At 72.0% G+C, this 21,689-nt stretch carries 23 protein-coding genes and 1 riboswitch; of the genes, 17 read left to right on the plus strand and 6 right to left on the minus strand.

Translation table 11 applies throughout. The features are described 5' to 3' along the window. Positions 1–165 precede the first annotated feature (165 nt). From ACE3Q3_RS07750 to ACE3Q3_RS07765, 4 genes are read left to right on the plus strand one after another with little or no spacing between them, the layout of a single operon-like run. Positions 166–1,110: an ABC transporter permease gene (locus ACE3Q3_RS07750; protein WP_374444214.1), complete on the plus strand. Its 945-nt coding sequence runs from the start codon at positions 166–168 to the stop codon at positions 1,108–1,110. Between the two features lie 8 nt (positions 1,111–1,118). Further along, complete coding sequence (locus ACE3Q3_RS07755; protein ID WP_374444216.1) at positions 1,119–1,931, plus strand: ABC transporter permease; 813 nt, start codon at positions 1,119–1,121, stop codon at positions 1,929–1,931. Continuing rightward, positions 1,928–3,526, plus strand: coding sequence for an ABC transporter ATP-binding protein (locus tag ACE3Q3_RS07760; RefSeq protein ID WP_374444218.1), 1,599 nt, complete (start codon positions 1,928–1,930; stop codon positions 3,524–3,526). Before ACE3Q3_RS07755 ends, ACE3Q3_RS07760 begins: the two co-directional genes overlap by 4 nt. Further along, positions 3,523–4,152: a helix-turn-helix domain-containing protein gene (locus ACE3Q3_RS07765; RefSeq protein WP_374444220.1), complete on the plus strand. Its 630-nt coding sequence runs from the start codon at positions 3,523–3,525 to the stop codon at positions 4,150–4,152. Before ACE3Q3_RS07760 ends, ACE3Q3_RS07765 begins: the two co-directional genes overlap by 4 nt. Before the next feature lie 8 nt (positions 4,153–4,160). Here the strand turns inward: ACE3Q3_RS07765 and rnhA are convergent, their stop codons facing one another. Continuing rightward, on the minus strand, positions 4,161–4,643 hold the full coding sequence (gene rnhA / locus ACE3Q3_RS07770; RefSeq protein ID WP_374444222.1) for a ribonuclease HI: 483 nt from the start codon (positions 4,641–4,643) through the stop codon (positions 4,161–4,163). After that, complete coding sequence (locus ACE3Q3_RS07775) at positions 4,618–5,580, minus strand: homoserine kinase (RefSeq protein ID WP_374444224.1); 963 nt, start codon at positions 5,578–5,580, stop codon at positions 4,618–4,620. The genes rnhA and ACE3Q3_RS07775 overlap by 26 nt, the downstream gene beginning before the upstream one ends. Before the next feature lie 213 nt (positions 5,581–5,793). On the opposite strand from ACE3Q3_RS07775, the gene ACE3Q3_RS07780 reads away from it, so the two are divergent. The 8 genes from ACE3Q3_RS07780 to ACE3Q3_RS07815 all read left to right on the plus strand — a co-directional run bounded on the left by ACE3Q3_RS07780 (position 5,794) and on the right by ACE3Q3_RS07815 (position 12,412). Continuing rightward, complete coding sequence (locus ACE3Q3_RS07780; protein WP_374444226.1) at positions 5,794–6,033, plus strand: CDGSH iron-sulfur domain-containing protein; 240 nt, start codon at positions 5,794–5,796, stop codon at positions 6,031–6,033. Beyond that, positions 6,033–6,569 carry a hypothetical protein gene (locus tag ACE3Q3_RS07785; protein WP_374444228.1) on the plus strand — a complete coding sequence of 179 codons (537 nt, stop codon included), beginning with the start codon at positions 6,033–6,035 and terminating at the stop codon, positions 6,567–6,569. The genes ACE3Q3_RS07780 and ACE3Q3_RS07785 overlap by 1 nt, the downstream gene beginning before the upstream one ends. Before the next feature lie 71 nt (positions 6,570–6,640). Then, a riboswitch (glycine riboswitch) is annotated at positions 6,641–6,757 on the plus strand. 156 nt (positions 6,758–6,913) lie between these two features. Then, positions 6,914–8,020, plus strand: coding sequence for a glycine cleavage system aminomethyltransferase GcvT (gene gcvT, locus ACE3Q3_RS07790; protein WP_374444230.1), 1,107 nt, complete (start codon positions 6,914–6,916; stop codon positions 8,018–8,020). 8 nt (positions 8,021–8,028) lie between these two features. After that, the gene (gene gcvH / locus ACE3Q3_RS07795) at positions 8,029–8,406 is read left to right on the plus strand and encodes a glycine cleavage system protein GcvH (RefSeq protein WP_374444232.1); all 378 of its coding nucleotides are present in this window, start codon (positions 8,029–8,031) and stop codon (positions 8,404–8,406) included. A gap of 1 nt (position 8,407) precedes the next feature. Beyond that, positions 8,408–9,745: an aminomethyl-transferring glycine dehydrogenase subunit GcvPA gene (gene gcvPA, locus ACE3Q3_RS07800; RefSeq protein WP_374444234.1), complete on the plus strand. Its 1,338-nt coding sequence runs from the start codon at positions 8,408–8,410 to the stop codon at positions 9,743–9,745. Next, on the plus strand, positions 9,742–11,304 hold the full coding sequence (gene gcvPB / locus ACE3Q3_RS07805) for an aminomethyl-transferring glycine dehydrogenase subunit GcvPB (RefSeq protein WP_374444236.1): 1,563 nt from the start codon (positions 9,742–9,744) through the stop codon (positions 11,302–11,304). Before gcvPA ends, gcvPB begins: the two co-directional genes overlap by 4 nt. Continuing rightward, a complete protein-coding gene (locus ACE3Q3_RS07810) occupies positions 11,301–11,741 on the plus strand; it encodes a hypothetical protein (protein ID WP_374444237.1) in 441 nt (146 codons plus the stop codon). Before gcvPB ends, ACE3Q3_RS07810 begins: the two co-directional genes overlap by 4 nt. Further along, positions 11,738–12,412, plus strand: a complete 675-nt coding sequence (locus ACE3Q3_RS07815; RefSeq protein ID WP_374444239.1) for a hypothetical protein — start codon at positions 11,738–11,740, stop codon at positions 12,410–12,412. Before ACE3Q3_RS07810 ends, ACE3Q3_RS07815 begins: the two co-directional genes overlap by 4 nt. On the opposite strand, the gene ACE3Q3_RS07820 is transcribed toward ACE3Q3_RS07815, so the two are convergent. Further along, positions 12,397–14,220 (minus strand): potassium/proton antiporter, encoded by a 1,824-nt coding sequence (locus ACE3Q3_RS07820; RefSeq protein ID WP_374444242.1) that lies wholly within the window; start codon positions 14,218–14,220, stop codon positions 12,397–12,399. The genes ACE3Q3_RS07815 and ACE3Q3_RS07820 overlap by 16 nt on opposite strands. A 73-nt stretch (positions 14,221–14,293) precedes the next feature. On the opposite strand from ACE3Q3_RS07820, the gene ACE3Q3_RS07825 reads away from it, so the two are divergent. The 5 genes from ACE3Q3_RS07825 (at position 14,294) to ACE3Q3_RS07845 (ending at position 18,996) form a co-directional block, all read left to right on the plus strand. After that, positions 14,294–14,917: a ribonuclease HII gene (locus ACE3Q3_RS07825; RefSeq protein ID WP_374444244.1), complete on the plus strand. Its 624-nt coding sequence runs from the start codon at positions 14,294–14,296 to the stop codon at positions 14,915–14,917. A 58-nt stretch (positions 14,918–14,975) separates the two neighbouring features. Next, a complete protein-coding gene (locus ACE3Q3_RS07830; protein ID WP_374444246.1) occupies positions 14,976–16,055 on the plus strand; it encodes a site-specific DNA-methyltransferase in 1,080 nt (359 codons plus the stop codon). 76 nt (positions 16,056–16,131) lie between these two features. Continuing rightward, on the plus strand, positions 16,132–17,751 hold the full coding sequence (locus ACE3Q3_RS07835; protein ID WP_374444248.1) for a fumarate hydratase: 1,620 nt from the start codon (positions 16,132–16,134) through the stop codon (positions 17,749–17,751). A 22-nt stretch (positions 17,752–17,773) separates the two neighbouring features. Then, positions 17,774–18,013 (plus strand): ribbon-helix-helix domain-containing protein, encoded by a 240-nt coding sequence (locus ACE3Q3_RS07840; protein WP_374444250.1) that lies wholly within the window; start codon positions 17,774–17,776, stop codon positions 18,011–18,013. Positions 18,014–18,021: 8 nt separating this feature from the next. Continuing rightward, entirely contained in the window at positions 18,022–18,996 is a 975-nt protein-coding gene (locus ACE3Q3_RS07845; RefSeq protein ID WP_374444252.1) for a hypothetical protein, read from the plus strand. 7 nt (positions 18,997–19,003) lie between these two features. Here ACE3Q3_RS07845 and ACE3Q3_RS07850 read toward each other — a convergent pair whose 3' ends face one another. Genes ACE3Q3_RS07850 through ACE3Q3_RS07860 form a run of 3 tightly spaced genes read right to left on the minus strand, consistent with a single transcriptional unit; the run spans position 19,004 to position 21,684 of the window. Then, on the minus strand, positions 19,004–19,897 hold the full coding sequence (locus tag ACE3Q3_RS07850; RefSeq protein ID WP_374444254.1) for a hypothetical protein: 894 nt from the start codon (positions 19,895–19,897) through the stop codon (positions 19,004–19,006). Beyond that, positions 19,894–20,754, minus strand: a complete 861-nt coding sequence (locus tag ACE3Q3_RS07855) for a MaoC/PaaZ C-terminal domain-containing protein (RefSeq protein ID WP_374444256.1) — start codon at positions 20,752–20,754, stop codon at positions 19,894–19,896. The genes ACE3Q3_RS07850 and ACE3Q3_RS07855 overlap by 4 nt, the downstream gene beginning before the upstream one ends. 15 nt (positions 20,755–20,769) lie before the next feature. After that, the gene (locus tag ACE3Q3_RS07860; protein ID WP_374444258.1) at positions 20,770–21,684 is read right to left on the minus strand and encodes an SDR family NAD(P)-dependent oxidoreductase; all 915 of its coding nucleotides are present in this window, start codon (positions 21,682–21,684) and stop codon (positions 20,770–20,772) included. Positions 21,685–21,689: the final 5 nt, after the last annotated feature.

A 21,689-nucleotide genomic window follows, 5' to 3' on the forward strand; every position in this document is an offset into this window, starting at 1 on the left:
CGGAGGCTGGACCTCTCCGCGGGCGCCCCCCTCGCGGCCGCGGGGCCGGTCTGCTTGGGACCCAGGGGCGGGCCCGCCCCCCCCCCGCGGCTGTGGGGGGTGACGCGGCACTAGCGGCAGGTCCGGCCGTCCGCCCCTCCCCGTCCGCCCAAGGCTGCTGCGCCCGTGCTGCGCTACATCCTCCACCGGCTGCTGATGACGGTGCCGACGGCGCTGCTCGTCGCGCTCGCCGTCTTCGTCCTGCTCCGGCTCGTCCCGGGCGATCCGGCCCAGCTGATGCTGGGCGACACCGCGACCGAGGAGACGCTGGCCGAACTCCGCCAGCAGCTCGGGCTCGACCGCCCGATCCCGGTGCAGTTCCTCTATTGGCTCGGCAACGTCGCCCAGGGCGACCTCGGCCGGTCGATCACCAACGACCTGCCGGTCCTGCCGCTGATCGTCGACCGCTTCCGGGTCAGCGCCAGCATCGTGCTGGCGGCGGTCCTGCTGGCGACGCTGATCGCGGTCCCGGCCGGGATGGTCGCCGCCTGGAAGCAGAACAGCCTCGGCGACCTCCTCATCGTCGCCGGCGCGACCATGCTGCTGTCGATCCCGAGCTTCTGGCTCGGCCTGCTGATGCTGCTGCTCTTCGGCGTCAAGCTCGGCTGGCTGCCGGTGGTCGGCTACGTCTCGTTCGGCGAGGATTTCGGCCGCGCGCTCGCCTACGTCGTCCTGCCGGTGGCGACGCTGACCCTGATCGAGATCGGCGTCGTCACCCGCATGGCGCGGGCGGCGACGATCGAGGTGCTGCGCCTGGAATACATCACCCATGCGCGCGCCAAGGGGGTGCCCGAGGGCCGGGTGCTGTGGCGGCATGCGCTGCCCAACGCCTTTGCCCCGACCTGGACGCTGATCGGCCTCATCCTCGGCAACCTGCTGGGCGGCATCGCCGTCATCGAGACCGTGTTCACCCTGCCCGGGCTCGGCCGCCTCCTGGTCGACGGCATCTTCGCGCGCGACTATCCGGTCGTGCAGGGCTGCCTGCTCTTCATCGCCATCCTGTACGTCCTGGTCAACCTGCTCGTGGACCTGCTCTATCCCGTCTTCGACCCGCGGGTCGCCGCCGAATGAGGCGGCCGATGCGCGTGCGCGCCAACGCGGTCATCGGCGGAACGCTGATCGGCCTGCTCGCCGCGGTCGGCATCGCCGCCGCCTTCTGGACCCCCTACGACCCGCTGCGGATCAACCTGCGGGCGCGCCTGAAGCCGCCGTCCGACCTCTTCTGGCTCGGCACCGACGAGTTCGGGCGCGACGTCGTCAGCCGCCTGATGGCCGGGGCTGCGACCAGTGCGACGGTGGCGCTGCTGACCGTGGTCGCGGCGGTCGTCCTCGGGATCGTCATCGGCGTCCTCGCCGGCTTCCTCCGCGGCTGGCTCGACCGCATCCTGATGGCGGTGAACGACACGCTCCTCGCCTTCCCCGGCATCCTGCTGGCGCTCGGGCTGATGGCGGTCATCGGGCCGAACAAGTGGGGCATCATCCTGGCGCTCGGCCTCGCCTACGCGCCGTCGGTGGTCCGCGTCGTCCGCGCCACCGTGCTCTCGGTGCGCGAGCGCGAATATATCGAGGCCTCGCGCGTGATCGGCAATTCCGAGATCTACACGATGGCCCGCCACGTCCTGCCGAACTGCGTCGCCCCCATCGTCGTGCTGGCGACCAGCATGTTCGGCTGGGTGGTGCTGGCCGAAAGCGCGCTCAGCTTCCTCGGCCTCGGCGTGCCGCCGCCGGCGCCGACCTGGGGCAACATGCTGTCCGCCGCCCGTCCCTATCTCGACCAGGCGCCGTGGCTGTCGATCGCGCCCGGCCTCTGCATCGCGCTGACGCTGCTCGGCATCAACCTCCTGGGCGACGCGCTCCGCGACCGGCTCGATCCGCGCATGGGGGCGGCATGAGCCAGGGACCCCTGCTCGCGGTCACCGACCTCTCGGTCGCGGCCGGCGACCGCACGGTCGTCGACCGGGTCTCCTTCTCGCTCCAGCCGGGCGAGATCATGGCGCTGGTCGGCGAGTCCGGCAGCGGCAAGACGATGGCGGCGCGCTCGGTGCTCGACCTGCTGCCGCCGGGCGTGCGGCGCAGCGGCGGCCGCATCGTCTTCGACGGCAGGGACCTGTCGGCGATGAGCCCGGCCCAGATGCGGGCGATGCGCGGTCCCGGCATCGGCATGGTCTTCCAGGAGCCGATGGTGTCGCTCAACCCGGCGCTGTCGATCGGCGCCCAGCTCGCCGAGGGGCTGGAGCTGCACCGCCGGCTGCCGAAGGACGAGGTGCGGCGGCTCTGCCGGCAGATGCTGGCCCGGGTGCAGATCAGCGACCCCGACCGCTGCCTCGCGGCCTTCCCGCACGAATTCTCGGGCGGCATGCGCCAGCGCATCATGCTGGCGGCGGTCATGCTGCTGCAGCCGAAGCTGCTGCTGGCCGACGAGCCGACGACGGCGCTCGACACCCTGACCCAGCGCGAGGTGCTCGACCTCATGGTCGAGCTGACGCGCGACAACGGCACCGCCGTCATCCTCATCACCCACAATCTCGGCCTCGTCGGGCGCTACGCCTCCAGGGCCGTCGTCATGGAGCGCGGGCGGGTGGTCGAGGCCGGCCCCTCGCGCGACATCCTGCTGCGCCCGCAGCAGCCCTACACGCAGACGCTGGTCGGCGCGCTGCCGCGCCGCGGCCCGGCGCGGCCGGTGCCGCCCGACGCGAAGCCCATCGTCTCCGTGCGCGATCTCGAGGTGGTGTTTCCCGGCCGCCGGCGCATGTTCCGGGCGCCGCGCCCCGTCCATGCGGTCAAGGGCGTCAGCCTCGATGTCCGTCCCGGCGAGGTGCTGGCCGTCGTCGGTGGCAGCGGCTCCGGCAAGACGACGCTGGGGCGCGCCATCCTCGGGCTGGTGCCGGCCCGGGCCGGCCGCATCCATTTCGCCGGCCAGGACATCGCCGCCAGCGACCCGGCGGCGATGCGGCGCTTCCGGCTCGCCTGCCAGCTCGTCTTCCAGGACCCCTATTCCTCGCTCGACCCGCGGATGCGGGTCGGACCCATCGTGGCCGAGCCGCTGCGCCACGCCGAGGGCATGGACCGGCGCGCCCGGGAGGCGCGGGTCGCCGAGGTGCTGGAGGAGGTCGGGCTGGCGGGTTTCGCCGACCGCCACCCGCACGCCCTCTCGGGCGGGCAGCGCCAGCGCGTCGCCATCGCCCGCGCCCTGGTGCGGCGGCCCGCCTTCGTCGTCGCCGACGAGCCGGTCTCGGCCCTCGACATGACGATCCAGCAGCAGGTTCTGACGCTGCTCCAGCGCCTCCAGGCGCAGCACGGCTTCGCCTGCCTCTTCATCTCCCACGACCTCGCGGCGGTCGCCCAGATCGCCGACCGGGTCGCGGTGATGGAGCAGGGCCTGGTGGTCGAGACCGGCACCCGCGACGAGATCTTCGACCGCCCGCAGCATGCCTACACCCGGGCGTTGCTCGAAGCCTCGCCCAGGATCGAAGACCTGGCGGCATGAAGCATCCGGCCGCCGCGCCCGGCACGCCCGACCCGGCGCATCGGCCGCCGGAAGGGCGGCTGGAGGCGGCGATCGGCCGTGCCGTCCGCGGGCTGCGGCAGCGCCACGGGCTCACCGTCGCGGCGCTCGCCGCCCGCGCCGGCCTCTCGGTCGGGATGCTGTCGAAGATCGAGAACGGCCGCGCCTCGCCCTCGCTGGCCGCCCTGCAGCGGCTGGCTGAGGCGCTGGCGGTGCCGGTCACCGCCTTCCTGCGCTCCTACGAGGAGCAGCGCGACGCGGTCTTCGTGCCGGCCGGCCGGGGGCTCGCCATCGAGCGCCGCGGCACCCGCGCCGGCCACCAGTACCAGCTCCTCGGGCACGGCATCGGCAAGCGCATCGCGGTCGAGCCCTACCTCATCACGCTGACCGAACAGTCGGACGTCTTCCCGGTGTTCCAGCATGCCGGGCAGGAGTTCATCCACATCCTCCAGGGCGAGGTCGTCTACCGCCACGGCGCCAAGGCGTGGCTGATGCGCCCCGGCGATTCCCTGCTCTTCGACGCCGATGCGCCGCACGGGCCGGAGGAGCTGCGCCGCCTGCCGATCCGCTTCCTCTCCGTCATCGTCTCCGAGCGCGGCGAGCGGTAGCCCCGCGGCTACCGCCGGCGCGCGATGGCGCCGCGGGCGAGCGCGTCGGCGCGCTCGTTCTCGGCGTGGCCGTCGTGCCCGCGCACCCAGTGCCAGGCGACGCGGTGGCCGGCGGCGGCCGCCTCCAGCCGTTGCCACAGGTCGACGTTCTTCACCGGCTTGCGGTCGGCCGTCTTCCAGCCGTTGCGCTTCCAGCCGTGGATCCACTTGGTGATGCCGTCGCGCAGGTAGGTGCTGTCGGTGTGCAGGCGGACCTGCATCGGCCGGGTCAGGGATTCCAGGCCGGCGATGGCCGCCATCAGCTCCATGCGGTTGTTGGTGGTGACGGGCTCGCCGCCGGCCAGCTCCTTCTCGGTGTCGCGCCAGCGCAGCACCACGCCCCAGCCGCCGGGCCCGGGATTGCCGCTGCAGGCGCCGTCGGTGAAGAGGTCGACCGCCTCGGCCGCCGTCTCGCCGGCGACCGCCTCAGCCGAGGCCGTAGGAACCGACATCGCGGACCCCCTGGTGGAAGCGCAGCTTGTGCAGGTACTCGAGCGGGTCCTTGGGCTTCACGAAGGCTCCGGGCGGATGGTTCAGCCAGTCGTAGAGGCGGGTCAGCAGGAAGCGCAGCGCGCTGCCGCGGGCCAGCACCGGCAGGGCGGCATATTCCGCGGCGGACAGCGGCCGCACCGCCTCGTAGCGGGTCAGCAGGGCCCGCGCCTTGGTGACGTTGAAGCTGCCGTCCGCCTCGAAGCACCAGGCGTTGAGGCAGATGGCGACGTCGTAGGCGAAGGCATCGTCGCAGGCGAAGTAGAAGTCGATGACGCCGGTCAGCCGCTCGCCCTGGAAGAAGACGTTGTCCGGGAAGAGGTCGGCATGGATCACGCCCTCGGGCAGGCCCTTCGGCCATTCCGTCTCCAGCCGCGCGAATTCGGCCAGCAGTTCCTGGGCGAGCCCGGCCCGGACCTCGTGGGCGCGCGGCGCCGCGGCGTCGAGCAGCCGGCGCCAGCCGCCGACCGACAGGTCGTTCGGCCGGCGGATGCCGAAGCCCGCGCCGGCCAGGTGCAGGCGCGCCAGCGCATCGCCGACGCCGGCGCAGTGCAGCGGCTGGATGCGCCGCGGCCACAGGCCGTCGAGGAAGGTGACGATCGCCGCCGGGCGGTTGCAGAGGCGCCGCAGCGCCACCCCGTCGCGCCCCTTGACCGGCGTCGGGCAGGCGAAGCCGCGGGCCGCCAGATGCTCCATCAGCCCGAGGAAGAAGGGCAGGTCCTCGGAGCGGACGCGCTTCTCGTAGAGGGTCAGGATGAAGCTGCCGCGCTCGGTCCGCAGCAGGAAGTTGGAATTCTCGACGCCCTCGGCGATGCCCTTGAAGGCGGTGACGGCGCCGAGCTCGTACTCGGCGACGAAGGCGGCCAGTTCCTCGTCGGGAACGTCGGTGTAGACGGCCAAACCGCCTCCGCTGGAACCTGTTGCACCGGCGGCGGGACGGCCGATGCGCCGGGCCCCGCTCGCGCTTGTCCCGGCTCCGCCGGCTCGACTACAGTCGCGGCCTCGGGCGTCCGGGCGGCGGAACTTAGACCATGGCCCTCCGGTTGCAAAGGCGCTCCGGCCGGCGCCACGGGCGCCTCGCGGTGGAATCCCGGCGGAAAGGAAGGAAGGCCGATGACGGATCCGGTGCCGGCACAGCGCGCGCCCTACAACGTCACCGTGAAGGCGGGCCGGAAATATTTCTGGTGCGCCTGCGGGCTGTCGAAGCGGCAGCCCTTCTGCGACGGTTCCCACTCCGGCACCGGCATCTCCCCCATGCAGTGGGAGGCGACGGCGACCGAGGAGGTCTGGTTCTGCGGCTGCAAGCGGACGGCGGGTGCGCCCTTCTGCGACGGCAGCCACGAGAGGGCTTGATGGCACATTCGCGTTCGACACCGTTCGTTCTCGGCCTGGCGGCCCTGGCGCTGGCCGGCTGCGGCAGCAGCTGGAACCCGTTCCGCGCGTCCGAGCCTCCCCCGGCCTGCCCGCGGGCGGTCGTCGTCAACGACCTGTCGCGCCTGACGGAGTTCCGGCCCGGCCCCGGCCGCGACCTGTCGGACGTCGTCTTCTCGGCCGCGATCGAGCGCGTCGACGCGACCTGCGAGTACGATCGCCGGCGCAAGGTGACGATGCAGACGGTGGTCAACCTCGTCGTCGAGCGCGGCCCCGCCGACCGCTCGCGCCAGGCCCAGGTGACCTATTTCGTCGCGGTCGCCGACGCCGCGAACCAGATCCTCGCCCGCGAGACCTTCACGACGCCGGTCAAGTTCGACGGCAACGTGACCCGGATGCAGGCCAGCGACGAGATCGAGCAGGTGATCCAGCTCGGCGGCGGCACCGGCGCCGGCTACAAGATCTTCGTCGGCTTCCCGCTGACCGAGGAGCAGCTCTCCCACAACCGGCAGCGCTAGGGGCGCGGGGGTCCGGGCGTCACGGCGATTGACTTTGCCGCCGCACGCTCTAGCCTCCGGGACAGTCCGGTTCACCCCGCGCGGGAGAGATCGGCGGGCCGCCGCACCAAGGGGTCGCGGCGGCCATGGCCGGAGCCGAAGGCGCAACCGCCCCGGAAACGCTCAGGCAAAAGGACCGCGTGGGGCAGGACGCTCTGGAAAGCGGGCGGGCGACCGCCCCACCGACGAGGTAAGCCGAGGGCCTGGGGGCCGCGCGGTGAATCTTTCAGGTTCTCGGGACAGAGGGGGCGGCGGCCGGTGCCGATGGGCGCCGGCCCTGGGAAAACTGTCGGGTTCCGAGGCCGATGACCACAGCAGGATTGCACGAGACCCCGCTCCACGCGCTCCACCTCGAGCTCGGTGGCCGCATGGTGGAGTTCGCGGGCTACGCGATGCCGGTCCAGTATCCGACCGGCATCCTCGCCGAACACCAGCACACCCGCGCCCAGGCCGGGCTCTTCGACGTGTCGCACATGGGCCAGATCCGCCTTTCCGGGCCGGACGCGGCGGCGGCGCTGGAGACGCTGGTGCCGGGCGACATCAAGGGCTTGGCGCCGGGTCGCCAGCGCTACACCCTCTTCACCAACGACGAGGCCGGCATCCTCGACGACCTGATGGTCACCAATGCCGGCGACCATCTCTTCGTCGTCGTCAATGCCGGCTGCAAGCACGACGACCTCGCCCATCTCCAGGCCAAGCTCGGCGACCGGGTGAAGATCGAGGCGCAGTTCGACCGCGCGCTCCTGGCCCTCCAGGGCCCGGCCGCCGCCGCGGCGCTGCAGCGCATCGCCCCCGACGTCGCCGGCCAGGGCTTCATGACCGGGCGCGAGATCGCCGTCGACGGCATTCCCTGCTTCGTCACCCGCTCGGGCTATACCGGCGAGGACGGGTTCGAGATCGCGATCCCGGCCGAGCACGGCCAGCGCATCGCCCGCCGCCTGCTCGCCCAACCGGAGGTCAAGCCGATCGGCCTCGGCGCCCGCGACTCGCTGCGGCTCGAGGCCGGGCTCTGCCTCTACGGCCACGACATCGACACCGGCACGACCCCGATCGAGGCCGGCCTCAACTGGGTCATCGGCAAGCGCCGGCGCGCCGAGGGCGGCTATCCCGGCGCCGCCGTCGTCGCCGACCAGATCGCCAACGGCACGAAGCGCCGCCGCGTCGGCATCCTGCCCGAGGGCCGCCAGCCGGCACGCGAGGGCACCGGCCTGACCGACGCCGCCGGCAACCCCGTCGGCACCATCACCTCGGGCGGCTTCGGTCCCAGCTTCGGCGGGCCGGTCGCCATGGGCTATGTCGACACCGCGCACGCCGCCGACGGCACCCCGCTCCTGGCGGTGGTCCGCGGCCAGCCGCGGCCGGCCGCCGTCGCCCCGATGCCCTTCGTTCCGCACCGCTACTACCGGCCATGAGGAGCCCCATGAGCGCCATCAAGTTCACCGAAGAGCACGAGTGGATCCGGGTCGAAGGCGACGTCGGCACCGTCGGCATCACCGATTTCGCCCAGAACCAGTTGGGCGACGTGGTGTTCGTGGAGCTGCCCGCCGTCGGCCGGAAGGTGACCAAGGGCGGCGACGCCGCCGTCGTCGAGTCCGTGAAGGCGGCGAGCGAGGTCTATTCGCCGGTGACGGGCGAGGTCGTCGAGATCAACCAGGCGATCGTCGACGAGCCGGCCAAGGTCAATGCCGAGCCGATGGGCGGGGCCTGGTTCTTCAAGGTGAAGCTGGCGAACCCGGCCGAGCTCGACGCCATGATGGACGAGGCCGCCTACGCCGCCTTCGTGGACGGGCAGCACTGACATGCGCTACCTGCCCCTGACGGAGGCGGACCGCCGGGAGATGCTGGCCGCGATCGGGGTGCCGTCGGTCGACGCGCTCTTCCGCGACGTGCCGGAGCGGGCCCGCCAGACGACCGCCATCGACCTGCCGCCGCACCAGGGCGAGCTCGAGGTCGAACGCGCCCTGACCGCGATGGCGGCGAAGAACGTCGCCGCCGGCGCGGTGCCCTTCTTCCTCGGCGGCGGCGCCTATCGGCACCATGTGCCGGCGACCGTCGACCACATGATCCAGCGCGGCGAGTTCCTCACCTCCTACACGCCCTACCAGCCGGAGGTGACCCAGGGCACGCTGCAGTATCTCTTCGAGTTCCAGACCCAGGTCGCGCTGCTGACCGGGATGGAGGTCGCCAACGCCTCGCTCTACGACGGGGCGACCGCGACGGCCGAGGCGGTGGCGATGGCCAACCGCGTCACCGGCCGCCGCCGCTCGGTGCTGTCGGGCGCGCTGCATCCGCAGTACCGCGAAGTGGTGGAGACGCTGGCCCGCTTCGTCGGCTTCCGCGCCGACGCGCTGCCGCTCGACCCCGACGGGACCGAGGACCTGGCGGGCACGATCGACGGCGAGACCGCCTGCGTCGTCGTCCAGTATCCCGACTTCTTCGGCCGGGTGCGCGACCTGCGCGGGCTGGCCCAGGCGTGCCACGCCAAGGGCGCGCTCCTCGTCGTCGTGGTGACGGAGGTGGTGTCGCTGGGCGCGCTGACCCCGCCCGGCGAGATGGGCGCCGACATCGTCGCGGCCGAGGGCCAGTCGATCGGCAACGGCCTCAATTTCGGCGGCCCCTATGTCGGGCTCTTCGCCACCCGCGAGCGCTTCGTCCGGCAGATGCCGGGCCGGCTCGTCGGCCAGACGACCGACGCCGAGGGCCGCCGCGGCTGGGTGCTGACGCTCTCGACCCGCGAGCAGCACATCCGCCGCGAGAAGGCGACCAGCAACATCTGCACGAACTCCGGCCTCTGCACGCTGGCCTTCACCATCCACCTGTCGCTGCTGGGGGAGGCCGGGCTGACCCGGCTCGCCGCCATCAACCACGGCAAGGCGGTGAAGCTGGCCGAGCGGCTGGCGAAGGTGCCGGGCGTGACGGTGCTGAACGACAGCTTCTTCAACGAATTCACGGTGCGGCTGGCGAAGCCGGCGGCGGCCGTCGTCGACCGGCTGGCGGAACGCCCGATCATCGCCGGCGTGCCGGTCTCGCGCTTCGCCCCCGGCCATGACGACCTGCTCATCCTGGCCGCCACCGAGACCGTGACCGATGCCGACATCGAAGCGCTGGCGACGGCGCTCGAGGAGACCCTTCGATGAGCGACTGGAGCAAGGCCCTCTCGCGCTTCCAGGGCGGCGGTGCCGCCGGCGGCGAGACGGCGAGCGGCAACCGTGGCCTGCAGATCGAGGAGCCGCTGATCTTCGAGCAGGGGGCGGTCGGCCGCACCGGCGTCGACCTCCCCGAACCGCCGGCCGGCGATCGCCTCGGCGGCCTCGCCCGCAAGGGGGCGATCGGCCTGCCCGGCCTGTCCGAGCCGCAGGTGGTGCGCCACTACACGCGGCTCAGCCAGAAGAACTTCGCCATCGACAGCGGGCTCTATCCGCTCGGCTCCTGCACGATGAAGCACAATCCGCGGCTGAACGAGCGGATGGCGCGGCTGCCGGGTTTCGGCGACCTGCATCCGCTGCAGCCGCGGGCGACGATCCAGGGCGCGCTCGAACTGATGGACCGGCTCGCCCACTGGCTCAAGGCCCTGACCGGCATGCCGGCCGTCGCCCTGTCGCCGGCGGCGGGCGCCCATGGCGAGCTCTGCGGCATCATGACGATCCGCGCGGCGCTGGAAGCGCGCGGCGACATGCGCCAGCGCATCCTGGTGCCGGAATCGGCGCACGGCACCAATCCGGCGACGGCGGCCGCCTGCGGCTACGCCGTCGAGGCGATCCCGGCCAACGACCGCGGCCGCGTCGACCTGGCGGCGCTGAAGGCGAAGCTCGACGGCGGTGTCGCCGCCATCATGCTGACCAATCCCAACACCTGCGGCCTCTTCGAGGACGAGATCCTCGAAATCGCCGAGGCGGTGCATCGGGCCGGCGCCTTCTTCTACTGCGACGGCGCCAACTTCAACGCCATCGTCGGGCGCGTGCGGCCGGCCGATCTCGGCATCGACTGCATGCATATCAACCTGCACAAGACCTTCTCGACGCCGCACGGCGGCGGCGGGCCCGGCTCGGGCCCGGTGGTCCTGGCGGACGCGCTGGCGCCGCACGCGCCGCTGCCCTGGGTCGTCCACGGTCCGGACGGCTTCCGGCTGGTCGAGCATGCCGACGCCGCCTCGGGCACCCAGGGCACCATCGGCCGGCTCAAGGGCTTCCACGGCCAGATGGGCATGTTCGTCCGCGCGCTCGCCTACATGATGAGCCATGGCGGCGACGGGCTGCGGCAGGTGGCCGAGGACGCCGTCCTCAACGCCAACTACCTGATGGCCGGCCTGAAGGACGTGCTGACGCCGTCGTTCGAGGGCCCGTGCATGCACGAGGCCCTGTTCGACGACCGTTTCCTCAAGGACACGGGCGTGACCACGCTCGACTTCGCCAAGGCGATGATCGACGAGGGCTACCACCCGATGACCATGTACTTCCCGCTGGTCGTCCACGGCGCGCTGCTCATGGAGCCGACCGAGACCGAGAGCAAGGAGAGCCTCGACCAGTTCATCGGGGTCATCCGCGCGCTGGCGGAGCGCACCCGCCAGCAGGGGGCCGCAGCCTGGTTCCGCGAGGCGCCGCGCTTCACCCCGCGGCGGCGGCTCGACGAGACCGCGGCCGCGCGCAAGCCGCAGTTGCGGTGGCGTCCGCCGGCGACGGCGGAGGCGGCCGAGTGACGGCGCGTCCGGGCGTCGCGGCGGCCCTCGCCGTCCTGCTGGTCGCCATGGCGGGCATCCTGCCCGCCATGGCCCAGGGATTTCCGCCGCGGGTCTTCCGCGACGCCCGCCTGAAGTCGGAGTTCCACATCCAGTTCGCCGTCGACAGCGTCCGCATCGTCGACAAGACGCCCGGCATCTGTGCCGTCGCCGGGCGGATCGAGCGGGTCTTCCGCGGCAATGTCGCGGTCGGCACGCCGATCACGCTCGATCTCGACTGCAAGAAGGAGGGCGAGACGGTGCGGCCGGGCCAGATCATCTGGGCCGATCTCGACCGGCTGATGGCGGCCCGGCACATCGAAGCCTTCGTCAATCGCGGCCCCTTCGGCTTCCAGCATTCGCTCTGGCAGTTCGCCATCATCCCCGAGCCGACCGAGAAGCCGACGATCGAGCCGTGACGGCGCGCGCCCTCGCCCTGCTGCTGCTCGCGGCCCTGCTGTGGGGCCATGCGGCGCCGGCAGGCGCGCAGGCGCTGATCCTGCCGCCCGACCGGCGCGCGGATCTGCTGCGGCAGATCGACGACGCCTGTCCGGAATGCCGGATGAAGGGGTTCGTGCCCTGCGGCGGCCCGCGGCTCGGCCCCGGCCCGGCCTTCGCACCGGCAGCGCTCCAGGGCAGCCCGCGCCGCGGCTATCTCGTGGGCTTCGTGATGGGTGCGGCCGAGTTCCGCAACGCCGTCCGCGGCACGCCGATGACGCCGCTGGTCGACGGGCTGGAGCGGCGCTTCGCACGCGCCCGGCTGCTGGTCTTCGAGGACCGCTTCGCGCGGGTCCGCGTGCTCGAGCAGTCGCCACGGGTCGCGGTCACCGTGCCGGTGCCCCTGCACGCCTGTCTCGCCGACCCGGCCAGGTCGTGGGGCTGCTGCTCGGGCCGGGGCTGCGGCGGGGAGTGCTGCGAGAAGGGGCTGGGCAGCCCGTCCGTCGCGCTCACCTGGGTCGATGTCGCCGGCGGCGAGGAACTGCGCTTCGAATTCCGGCACGGGCCCGGCGAAGCCCGGCTGATCCGCCGGTCCGGCGGGCGTCGGACCACGTATTTCTGCGCGACCGACCGGCGCTACGGCCTGGGCTGACGTCGGCCGATCGCCGCCAGGGAGCGGCGGGCGCCGCCGGCGAAGCGGCGCACCCGGCGGCCGAGCCGGATGGCGGGCGAGCGCGCCGCCTCGGGATCGAGGCGAAGGCCGAGCCGCTCGATCCTGCCCGCGCCGGTCTCCCGCACCACCAGCTCGGCGGCGCCCAGCGGCACCGCGTCGCCGGCGACGGGGAGCCGGCCGAGCCGGTTCGCGACATAGGCTTCGGCCGTCTGGCTGCGGATCTCGATCCCGGCCGGCAGCCCGTAGAAGTCGACGATCGCGCCGATCGTCGCGGTCGGGTCGATGGGGAAGTCGCCGAGCAGGCCGCCCGCCTCGCGATGGATCGGCCGGACCTGGGCCGCGAACAGCCGGTCGAGGCGGAACAGCGACTCGGTACGGCCGAGGGCGAGGACGAGGTCGTCCGGGGCGAGCGGCTCGCCCGCCTCCGGGCGCAGCACCCGGTCGTCGCGCAGCACCGTCACGACGGAGGTCTCGGGCGGCAGATGCAGCTCCGAGGGCGCGAGCCCGACCGCCGGGCTGCCCTCGGCGACGCGGTAGCCGACCAGCTCGCGCGACTGCCGATGCAGGGGATCGAGATCGAGCCGGTCGTCGCCCGCCGTCTCCGGCGGGACCTCGACGCCGGTCAAGCGGGCGGCGACCGGCAGCGTCCAGCCCTGGAGGACGAGCGAGACGATGACGACGACGAAGGCGATCGAGAAGATGGCATGGGCCTGCGGCACCTCGTGCAGCAGCGGGATCATGGCGAGGTAGATCGGCACCGCGCCGCGCAGGCCGACCCAGGCGATGAACAGTTTCTCCGGCGTCTCGAAGCGGAACGGCCAGAGGCTGATCCAGACCGCGATCGGGCGGCCGAGCAGCAGCAGCGCGCTCGCGATGCCGATCGCCGGCCAGACGTAGGGCAGCAGCGTCGAGGGCGTGACGAACAGCCCCAGCATGACGAAGAGCGCAATCTGGCTGAGCCAGCCGAGCGCGTCGGAGAAGCGCACGATGAGCTGGTTGCCGCGGTGGCGGCGGTTGCCCAGCACGTAGCCGACGAGGAAGACCGCGAGGAAGCCGCTGGCGTGCAGGACCAGCGTCGTCCCGAAGACGAAGACGGCGCCGGCGACGGCGAGGATCGGGTAGAGGCCGGCCGCGAGCTGCAGGCGGTTGATGAGCAGGACCAGTGCCTGCCCGCCGAGCCAGCCGATGAGCGCGCCGGCACCCATCTCCCAGACGAAGCGGACGATGAACGCCGCGTCGGGATGGGCGATGTCGTTGTCGATGAGGGTGGTGGCGCCGAGGACGAGGAAGATCGCCATCGGGTCGTTGATGCCGGACTCGACCTCGAGCGTGGCGCCCACCCGTCGGTTGATGTCGAGCCCACGGAGATGCATCAGCATGAAGACCGCGGCGGCGTCCGTGGAGGCGACGACGGCGGCGACGAGGAAGGACTCCAGGGCCGAGAAGTCCATGGCGTAGGAGACGGCGACGGCCGTGATCGCGGTCGTCACCAGCACGCCCAGCGTCGCCAGCGAGATCGCGGGCGCGAAGGCGAGCCGCATGCTGTCGCGCGTCGTGCGCAGGCCGCCGTCGAACAGGATGATGGCCAGCGCGATGCTGCCGAAGAAGTAGGCCGCGCCGGGGTCGGAGAACTGGATCTGGCCGGGCCCCTCGTCGCCGAGCAGCATCCCGAACCCGAGGAAGACGAGGAGGATCGGCGCGCCGAAGCGCGAGGACAGGCGCCCGGCGAGGATGCTGAGGATGACGATCAGCGCGCCGGCAAAGATGATCTGGTGGATGAGTTCCATGGGTCCCCGTTGGCGCCCCAGCAATGCTATCAGCTTGTGTCGAATCGACGGCAATCGGGACGGTGCGGCGGCAATGCCGGATTTCGAGCTGGAGACCGGACTGGGCGGGATCGTCTGCGGGATCGACGAGGTCGGCCGCGGACCCTGGGCCGGCCCGGTGGTGGCTGCCGCCGTGATCCTCGATCCGGCGTCCCTGCCGGCCGACGTGCTGGCCGCGATCGACGACAGCAAGAAGGTTCCGCCCGCCCGCCGTCCGGCGCTGGCGGCGGCGATCCGCACCCATGCCCGGGTCGGCGTCGGCGCCGCCAGCACCCGCGAGATCGACCGCGACAACGTGCTGCGCGCCACCTTCGCGGCGATGGCGCGGGCCTTCGCCCGCCTGCCGGTCGCGCCCGACGCGGTCCTGGTCGACGGCGATCGCGCACCGCCGCTCGGCTGCCGGGTCGTTACCGTCGTCGGCGGCGACGCCCGCTCGCTGTCGATCGCCGCCGCCTCGATCGTCGCCAAGGTCCTGCGCGACGCGATGATGGCGAAGCTGGCATTGCGCCACCCGGGCTACGGGTGGGAGACCAACGTCGGCTACGGCACCCCGGGCCACCGCGAGGGCATCGTCCGATTCGGGGTGACGCGCCACCACCGCCACAGTTTCGCGCCGGTTTCCCAGATGTTGAGTCCGGAGACTCGCCCGAATCGATAAGTGGTTGTTCCAGGCGGCCGATTTGACCTCGTCCACAGGGACGGTCATGGTGCCCGCCATGGGGGACACTTCCGGAATCGCAGTCGATGCGGTTCACGTCGGCGATTGCGTCGAGGTGATCGATCGCCTGCCAGCGGGCTCGGTGGACATGGTCTTCGCCGATCCGCCCTACAACCTGCAACTCTCGGGCGACCTGCGCCGGCCCGACAACTCGGCGGTCGACGGCGTCGACGACGACTGGGACAAGTTCCAGGACTTCGCCGCCTACGACCGCTTCACCACCGGCTGGCTGACGGCCGTGCACCGCGCCCTGAAGGAGGACGGCACGGTCTGGGTGATCGGCAGCTACCACAACGTCTTCCGCGTCGGCGCGCGGATGCAGGATCTGGGCTTCTGGATCCTCAACGACGTGGTCTGGCGCAAGACCAACCCGATGCCGAACTTCCGCGGCCGCCGCTTCACCAACGCGCACGAGACGATGATCTGGGCGTCGAAGCGCCGCGACGCCCGCTACACCTTCAACTACGAGGCGATGAAGGCGCTGAACGACGGGGTGCAGATGCGCAGCGACTGGTCCCTGCCGATCTGCACCGGCGCCGAGCGCCTGAAGCGCGACGGCCGCAAGGCGCATCCGACCCAGAAGCCCGAGGCGCTCCTGCATCGGGTCATCCTGGCCGGCTCGCGCCCGGGCGACCTCGTGCTCGACCCCTTCTTCGGCACCGGCACCACCGGCGCCGTCGCCAAGCGCCTCGGCCGGCGCTGGATCGGGATCGAGCGCGACCCGGACTATGCCGAGATCGCGCGTGCCCGCATCGCCGGCGTCGAGCCGGCCGAGGGCGAGGCCGTGCAGATCGCCGCCCGCCGCGACGAGCCGCGCATCCCCTTCGGCTCGCTCGTCGAGCGCGGCCTGGTGCGGCCCGGCGAGATCCTTTTCGACCAGCAGCGCCGCTGGTCCGCGAAGGTGCGGGCGGACGGGACCGTCATCACCGCCGATTCCAAGGGCTCGATCCATCAGATCGGCGCCTCGGTGCAGGGGGCACCGGCCTGCAACGGCTGGACCTTCTGGCATGTCGAGCGCCAGAAGCGGCTGGTCGCCATCGACGTGCTGCGCCAGAAGGTGCGGGCCGAGCTGGCGTAGCCGACGGACTTGACGCGGCCGCCGATCCGTGGTGTTCGGCGACCCATCCGGTTCCGCTTCCCCCTGCAGGTGCGCCATGCCCGACGGCATTTTCCAGGACATGTTCCCGCTGGCGTCCGACACGACGCCCTATCGCAAGCTGACGGGTGATTTCGTCGGGCGTGCCTCCTTCGCCGGGCGGCCGATCCTCACCGTCGAACCGGAGGCGCTGACCCTCCTCGCGCGCACCGCTTTCGCCGACATCGCCCACCTGCTGCGGCCGGGCCATCTGGCCCAGCTCCGGAAGATCCTCGACGACCCGGAGGCCTCGGCCAACGACCGCTTCGTCGCCTACGATCTCCTGAAGAACGCCAACATCGCCGCCGGCCGCGTGCTGCCGATGTGCCAGGACACCGGCACCGCGATCATCATGGGCAAGAAGGGCCAGCAGGTCTGGACCGGCGGCGGCGACGAGGCCGCCCTGTCGGAGGGCGTGCGCCGGACCTATGTCGAGACCAACCTGCGCTACTCGAACCTGGCGCCGCTCTCGATGTTCCAGGAGGTGAATACCGGCGACAACCTGCCGGCGCAGATCGACCTCTATGCGACCGAGGGCGACGCCTACAAGTTCCTCTTCGTCGCCAAGGGCGGCGGCTCGGCCAACAAGGTCTTCCTCTACCAGCAGACGCCCTCGATCCTGAAGCCCGACCTCCTGCTCAAGTTCCTCGACGAGAAGATCAAGACGCTGGGGACGGCCGCCTGCCCGCCCTACCACCTCGCGGTCGTGATCGGCGGCACTTCCGCCGAGCTCAACCTGAAGACGGTCAAGCTCGCCTCGACCCGCTACCTCGACGGGCTGCCGACCGAGGGCAACAAGCAGGGCCGCGCCTTCCGCGACGTCGAGATGGAGGCGCGCATCCACGCCCTCACCCAGATGAACGGCATCGGGGCACAGTTCGGCGGCAAGTATTTCTGCCATGACGTCCGCGTCATCCGCCTGCCGCGTCACGGCGCCTCGTGCCCGATCGGCATCGGCGTCTCCTGCTCGGCCGACCGCCAGGCGCTGGGCAAGATCACCGCCGACGGCGTCTTCCTCGAGCAGCTCGAGGAGAACCCGGCGCAGTACCTGCCCGAGGTCGACATGGACCGGCTCGCCGGTCCGGTGGTCGCGATCGACCTCAACCGGCCGATGTCGGAGATCCGCCGGACCCTGTCGCAATATCCGGTGAAGACGCGGGTGGTACTGAACGGGCCGATGATCGTCGCCCGCGACCTCGCCCACGCCAAGGTCCGCGAGCGGCTGGAGCGGGGCGAGCCGATGCCGGACTATTTCCGCGACCGCATCATCTACTACGCCGGGCCGGCCAAGACGCCCCAGGGCTACGCCTCGGGCGCCTTCGGTCCGACCACGGCCGGCCGGATGGATTCCTTCGTCGGCGACTTCATGGCCAAGGGCGGCAGCTTCGTGACGCTGGCCAAGGGCAACCGCTCGCGCCAGGTGACCGAGGCCTGCAAGACCCACGGCGGGTTCTATCTCGGTTCGATCGGCGGGCCGGGCGCGCGGCTGGCGCAGGACTGCATCAAGAAGGTCGAGGTCGTCGACTATCCGGAACTCGGGATGGAGGCGGTCTGGCGCATCGAGGTCGTCGATTTCCCGGCCTTCGTCGTCGTCGACGACAAGGGCAACGACTTCTTCGCCGACATCCCGTCCTATTGACGGGGGAGCGACGGGTGGGGCGGTGATCGATCCGGCCGATGCGGCGCTGCGCAAGCATTCGGTGGTGATCGCCGGCCACCGCACCAGCATCTCCCTCGAGTCCGCCTTCTGGGACGGGCTGCGGGCGATCGCGGCGGCCGACGGCCGCTCCGTCGCCTCGCTGGTGACCGAGATCGACCGCCGGCGGACGGGCACGCTCTCGGGCGCCATCCGGGTCTACGTCCTGCAGCGGGCGGCGCGCGGCGCGCTCGCCGGCGGGTGACGCGCGCCATGGCCGATTCCAGGGACGAATCTCCGAGGACGAGCCTGCCGCTCTCGCCGGCCGACGAGGAGATGATCCGCGCGGTCCGCAGGCTGATCGCCGAGGACCGGATCATGGAGGCGATGGAGGCGGTCGAGCGCATGTCGACCCGGCCGCAGCTGCGCTGGATCGGCCGCCGCCTGATCGCCGCCAGCCGCCAGGCGACCCGGCTGGGCTTCGCGCCGGGCGATCAGGCCCGGACCGCGGTGGCGACGGTGCTGGCGGACATCCACCGCCAGGACCGGTCGGTGCCGACCGGCGACGGCGGTCCGCTCGTCATCGAGAAGCCGGGCGCCGAACAGGTGGTCGTCGTCTTCTCCGGCAACGAGCAGGCGCCGTTCGCCCATGTCGTGCTGCAGAGCTACCTTCGCCGCCGGCCCTGCCACGCCATCTACGTCGCCGATCCGCGGCGGCTCTTCGGCGTCGGCGGCCTGCCGGGGCTCGGCGGCGACCTCGCCGCGACCGCCCGCAACCTGCGCATCCTCTGCGACCGGCTGGGCGCCCGGCAGCGCTTCTGCTTCGGCTTCTCGGGCAACGGCTATGCGGCGATGCGCCACGCGCTCGAGATCGACGCCGAGGCCGTCCTCGCCTTCTCGCCGCCGACCAAGCTCAACCTCCGGCGCCGTCAGGTCGAGACGCAGCCGATGATCCGGCGCCTGCACGAGATTCTGCCGCACATGGCGCAGGATCTCCGGCCGCTCTACCGCGCGCGCCACCGGCTGCCGGCGACGACCATCGTCTACGGGGCGGCGAGCCAGGGCGACACGCGCTATGCCCGGCGGATGGAGGAACTGCCCAACCTGCGGCTGGTGCCGATCCCGGGCTATGCCGAGCACGATTCGCTGAGCGTCGCCATCGTCTCGGGCAGGCTTTCGGGGCTGATCGACCGGATGCTGGCGGGGCGGGCGATCGACAATCCGGACCGCGTCGACGGCGCGCCCTGAGCCCGCGCTATCGCAGCCTGTCCGGATCGAGCCGGAAGAGCAGCGGGTAGAAGGCGGCCCAGCCGAGCCAGCGACGGCTGCCCGCCTCCGACACCGACCACAGCCGTCCTTCCGCATCGAAGCCGAGATCCTCGATGCCGATCGCCGTCTGGTAGGTCGCGAGGACGCGGCCGTCCGCCGGGTCGAGCTTCAGGAGTTCGCCGATCCGGCTCGACGAACGGGTGATCCACAGCGCTCCCGCCCGGTCGAAGCCGGCGCCCTGGGCGCGCGACGGGATCGCGAAGGAGCGCTGGACGTGACGCTCGTCCAGCGTCCCGGCAGTCTCGACCGTGGCCTCGTCGAGGGCGAACATGCGTCCCTCGCCGTTCGGATTCCAGCCACCGATCCAGAGCCGGCCGCCGTGCCGCGACAGGAACGAGCCGCGCAGCGGCTCGGCGAGCACCCAGGTGCGCTCGGCGGTGGCGGTGCCGCCTGCGGCGAGCGCCCGGGCGAGGTCGAAGCGGCCGAGCAGCCGGGTGTCGGCGACCCAGAGCCGGCCGCCGGCACCCATGGCGATGCCGCCGGCATGGGCGAACCCTTCCGGCAGGTCGAACGTGCCGCGGACGGCGCCGGTCGCGGGATCGACCGCCCAGATGCGCGCCGGGCCGCCGCCGACCTTGGGGTCGGTCGAGCGGTAGCCGCTCACCAGCACCGCACCGTCGGGTGCCAGCGTGATTCCCTGCGGGACGTAGCCCTCGTCGAGGCCGGGTGCCCAGAAGCGCCGGTCGATCGCCTCGGCGTTCGGGATCTCGCCCGGCGGGCGGTCGCTGTAGGTCGGTGCGGCGCCGCCCGGCGTCTGGCCGCTGGCCGGCAGGGCGGCCAGCAGCAGGACGGCGGCCAGCGCCGCGGCGAAGGACCTCACGAGATGGTGGCCCGGCCGTTGTTGAGGACGACGGCGTCGCGCTCGGGCACCCGGGCCCGAAACCAGACGACCTCGCCCTCGCGCCACATCTCCGTCCGCACCGTCTCGCCCGGATAGACCGGCGCCGAGAAGCGCAGGTCGAAGCTCCGCAGCCGCGATGGATCCATGCCGCAGAAGGTCTTCAGCACGGCGTGGGCGGCGACGCCGTAGGTCGCGAGCCCGTGCAGGATCGGCCGCGGAAAGCCGGCGTCGCGGGCGACCCTGGGGTCGGCGTGCAGCGGGTTGTCGTCGCCGGCGAGCCGATAGATGAGGGCGGCCTGCGGCAGCGTGGCGATGTCGCAATGCGCTTCGGGGGCGCGCTCCGGCAGGCGGTGCGGTACCGGCGCCTCGATCTTCGGCCCGCCGAAGCCGCCGTCGGCGCGGCAGAAGGTGGTGTGGTCGATGGTCGCGATCAGCCGCCCGGTCGCCGCGTCGGTGACGGTGCGCTGCTGGATCACCAGCGCGCCGCGGTCCTTGCCCTTGTCGATGACGTGGGTGATGCGCGTGCGGCCGACGACGGTGCCCTCGGCCGGGATCTCGCCATGCAGCGTCAGCCGCTGCTCGCCATGGACGACCCGCACCCAGTCGATGCCGCAGTCGGGGTCGTCGCGCATCCAGAAGCCGGGATAGCCGAGCACGACGGGCATGGTCGGAAAGGCCTTCAGCCCCGCCTCGTAGACGAACTGCAACTGTCCGTCGTCGACCGGATCGCCGCCCAGGCCGATGCCGAGCGCGTAGAGGATCGTGTCCTTCTTCGTGTAGCTGTGCCGCCGCTCCGGGAACGGCTTGGCCATCAGCCGCTCATAGTCGATCGCCATCGCTCGCCTCCTCCCTCACACCGGGTCCCAGCAGAAGACGTCGCCCGACCGTTCGAGCGGCACCAGCATCGACCGGAAGGCGGGCCCCACCTCCTCCGCCAGCGCCTCGGGCGTCCAGCCGCCGGCGCGATGGAGGCCGCGGAGCGGCCGCGGCTGGCTCATCAGGAAGACCTCGTTGTTGCGCACCGCGAAGATCTGGCCCGTCACGTCCTTGGCCGCCTCCGACGCGAGCCAGACGGCGACCGCCGCGATCTTGTCGGGCGTCATCTGCTTCAGCTTCTCGACCCGCGCCGCCTGCTCGGGCGTGTCGGTCGGGATGGCGCCGATCATCCGGCTCCAGGCGAAGGGCGAGATGCAGTTCGAGCGCACGCCGAAGCGCGACATGTCGAGCGCGATCGATCGCGACAGGCCGGCGATGCCCATCTTGGCGGCGGCATAGTTGGCCTGGCCGAAATTGCCGATCAGGCCGGAGGTCGAGGTCATGTGGACGAACGCCCCCGACTCCTGCTCCTTGAAGTGGTTGGCGGCGGCCCGGCTGACGTTGAAGCTGCCCTTGAGGTGGACGGCGATCACCGCATCCCACTCGTCCTCGGTCATGCGGTGGAAGATGCGGTCGCGCAGGATGCCCGCATTGTTGACGACGATGTCGATGCGGCCATAGGCGTCGAGGGCGGTCTGCACCATCGCCTCGGCGCCGCGCCGGTCGGTGACGCTTTCGGTGTTGAGGACGGCCTGGCCGCCCGCCGCCCGGATCGCCTCCACCGTCTCCGCGCCGGGACTCTGGTCGGTGCCCTCGCCGCCGACCGAGGCGCCGACGTCGTTCACGACGACGCGGGCCCCGTGCTTCGCCATCATGATCGCGATCTCGCGGCCGATGCCGCGCCCGGCACCGGTCACCAGCGCGACCTTGCCGTCCACCATCCTGGTCATGGTTG

It is taken from the genome of Allostella sp. (assembly GCF_041913585.1).
In the GTDB taxonomy this organism is placed as follows: Bacteria; Pseudomonadota; Alphaproteobacteria; order ATCC43930; family Allostellaceae; genus Allostella.

Bases quoted from the DNA above. Each gene is read 5' to 3' on its own strand.
- gcvT (WP_374444230.1), top strand. From the start codon at position 6,914: ATGACCACAGCAGGATTGCACGAGACCCCGCTCCACGCGCTCCACCTC.
- ACE3Q3_RS07835 (WP_374444248.1), top strand. From the start codon at position 16,132: ATGCCCGACGGCATTTTCCAGGACATGTTCCCGCTGGCGTCCGACACG.
- gcvH (WP_374444232.1), top strand. From the start codon at position 8,029: ATGAGCGCCATCAAGTTCACCGAAGAGCACGAGTGGATCCGGGTCGAA.
- ACE3Q3_RS07860 (WP_374444258.1), bottom strand. From the start codon at position 21,684: ATGACCAGGATGGTGGACGGCAAGGTCGCGCTGGTGACCGGTGCCGGG.
- ACE3Q3_RS07785 (WP_374444228.1), top strand. From the start codon at position 6,033: ATGGCACATTCGCGTTCGACACCGTTCGTTCTCGGCCTGGCGGCCCTG.
- ACE3Q3_RS07855 (WP_374444256.1), bottom strand. From the start codon at position 20,754: ATGGCGATCGACTATGAGCGGCTGATGGCCAAGCCGTTCCCGGAGCGG.
- gcvPB (WP_374444236.1), top strand. From the start codon at position 9,742: ATGAGCGACTGGAGCAAGGCCCTCTCGCGCTTCCAGGGCGGCGGTGCC.
- ACE3Q3_RS07845 (WP_374444252.1), top strand. From the start codon at position 18,022: ATGGCCGATTCCAGGGACGAATCTCCGAGGACGAGCCTGCCGCTCTCG.
- ACE3Q3_RS07830 (WP_374444246.1), top strand. From the start codon at position 14,976: ATGGGGGACACTTCCGGAATCGCAGTCGATGCGGTTCACGTCGGCGAT.
- ACE3Q3_RS07760 (WP_374444218.1), top strand. From the start codon at position 1,928: ATGAGCCAGGGACCCCTGCTCGCGGTCACCGACCTCTCGGTCGCGGCC.
- ACE3Q3_RS07820 (WP_374444242.1), bottom strand. From the start codon at position 14,220: ATGGAACTCATCCACCAGATCATCTTTGCCGGCGCGCTGATCGTCATC.
- ACE3Q3_RS07765 (WP_374444220.1), top strand. From the start codon at position 3,523: ATGAAGCATCCGGCCGCCGCGCCCGGCACGCCCGACCCGGCGCATCGG.
- rnhA (WP_374444222.1), bottom strand. From the start codon at position 4,643: ATGTCGGTTCCTACGGCCTCGGCTGAGGCGGTCGCCGGCGAGACGGCG.
- ACE3Q3_RS07825 (WP_374444244.1), top strand. From the start codon at position 14,294: ATGCCGGATTTCGAGCTGGAGACCGGACTGGGCGGGATCGTCTGCGGG.
- gcvPA (WP_374444234.1), top strand. From the start codon at position 8,408: ATGCGCTACCTGCCCCTGACGGAGGCGGACCGCCGGGAGATGCTGGCC.
- ACE3Q3_RS07780 (WP_374444226.1), top strand. From the start codon at position 5,794: ATGACGGATCCGGTGCCGGCACAGCGCGCGCCCTACAACGTCACCGTG.
- ACE3Q3_RS07755 (WP_374444216.1), top strand. From the start codon at position 1,119: ATGCGCGTGCGCGCCAACGCGGTCATCGGCGGAACGCTGATCGGCCTG.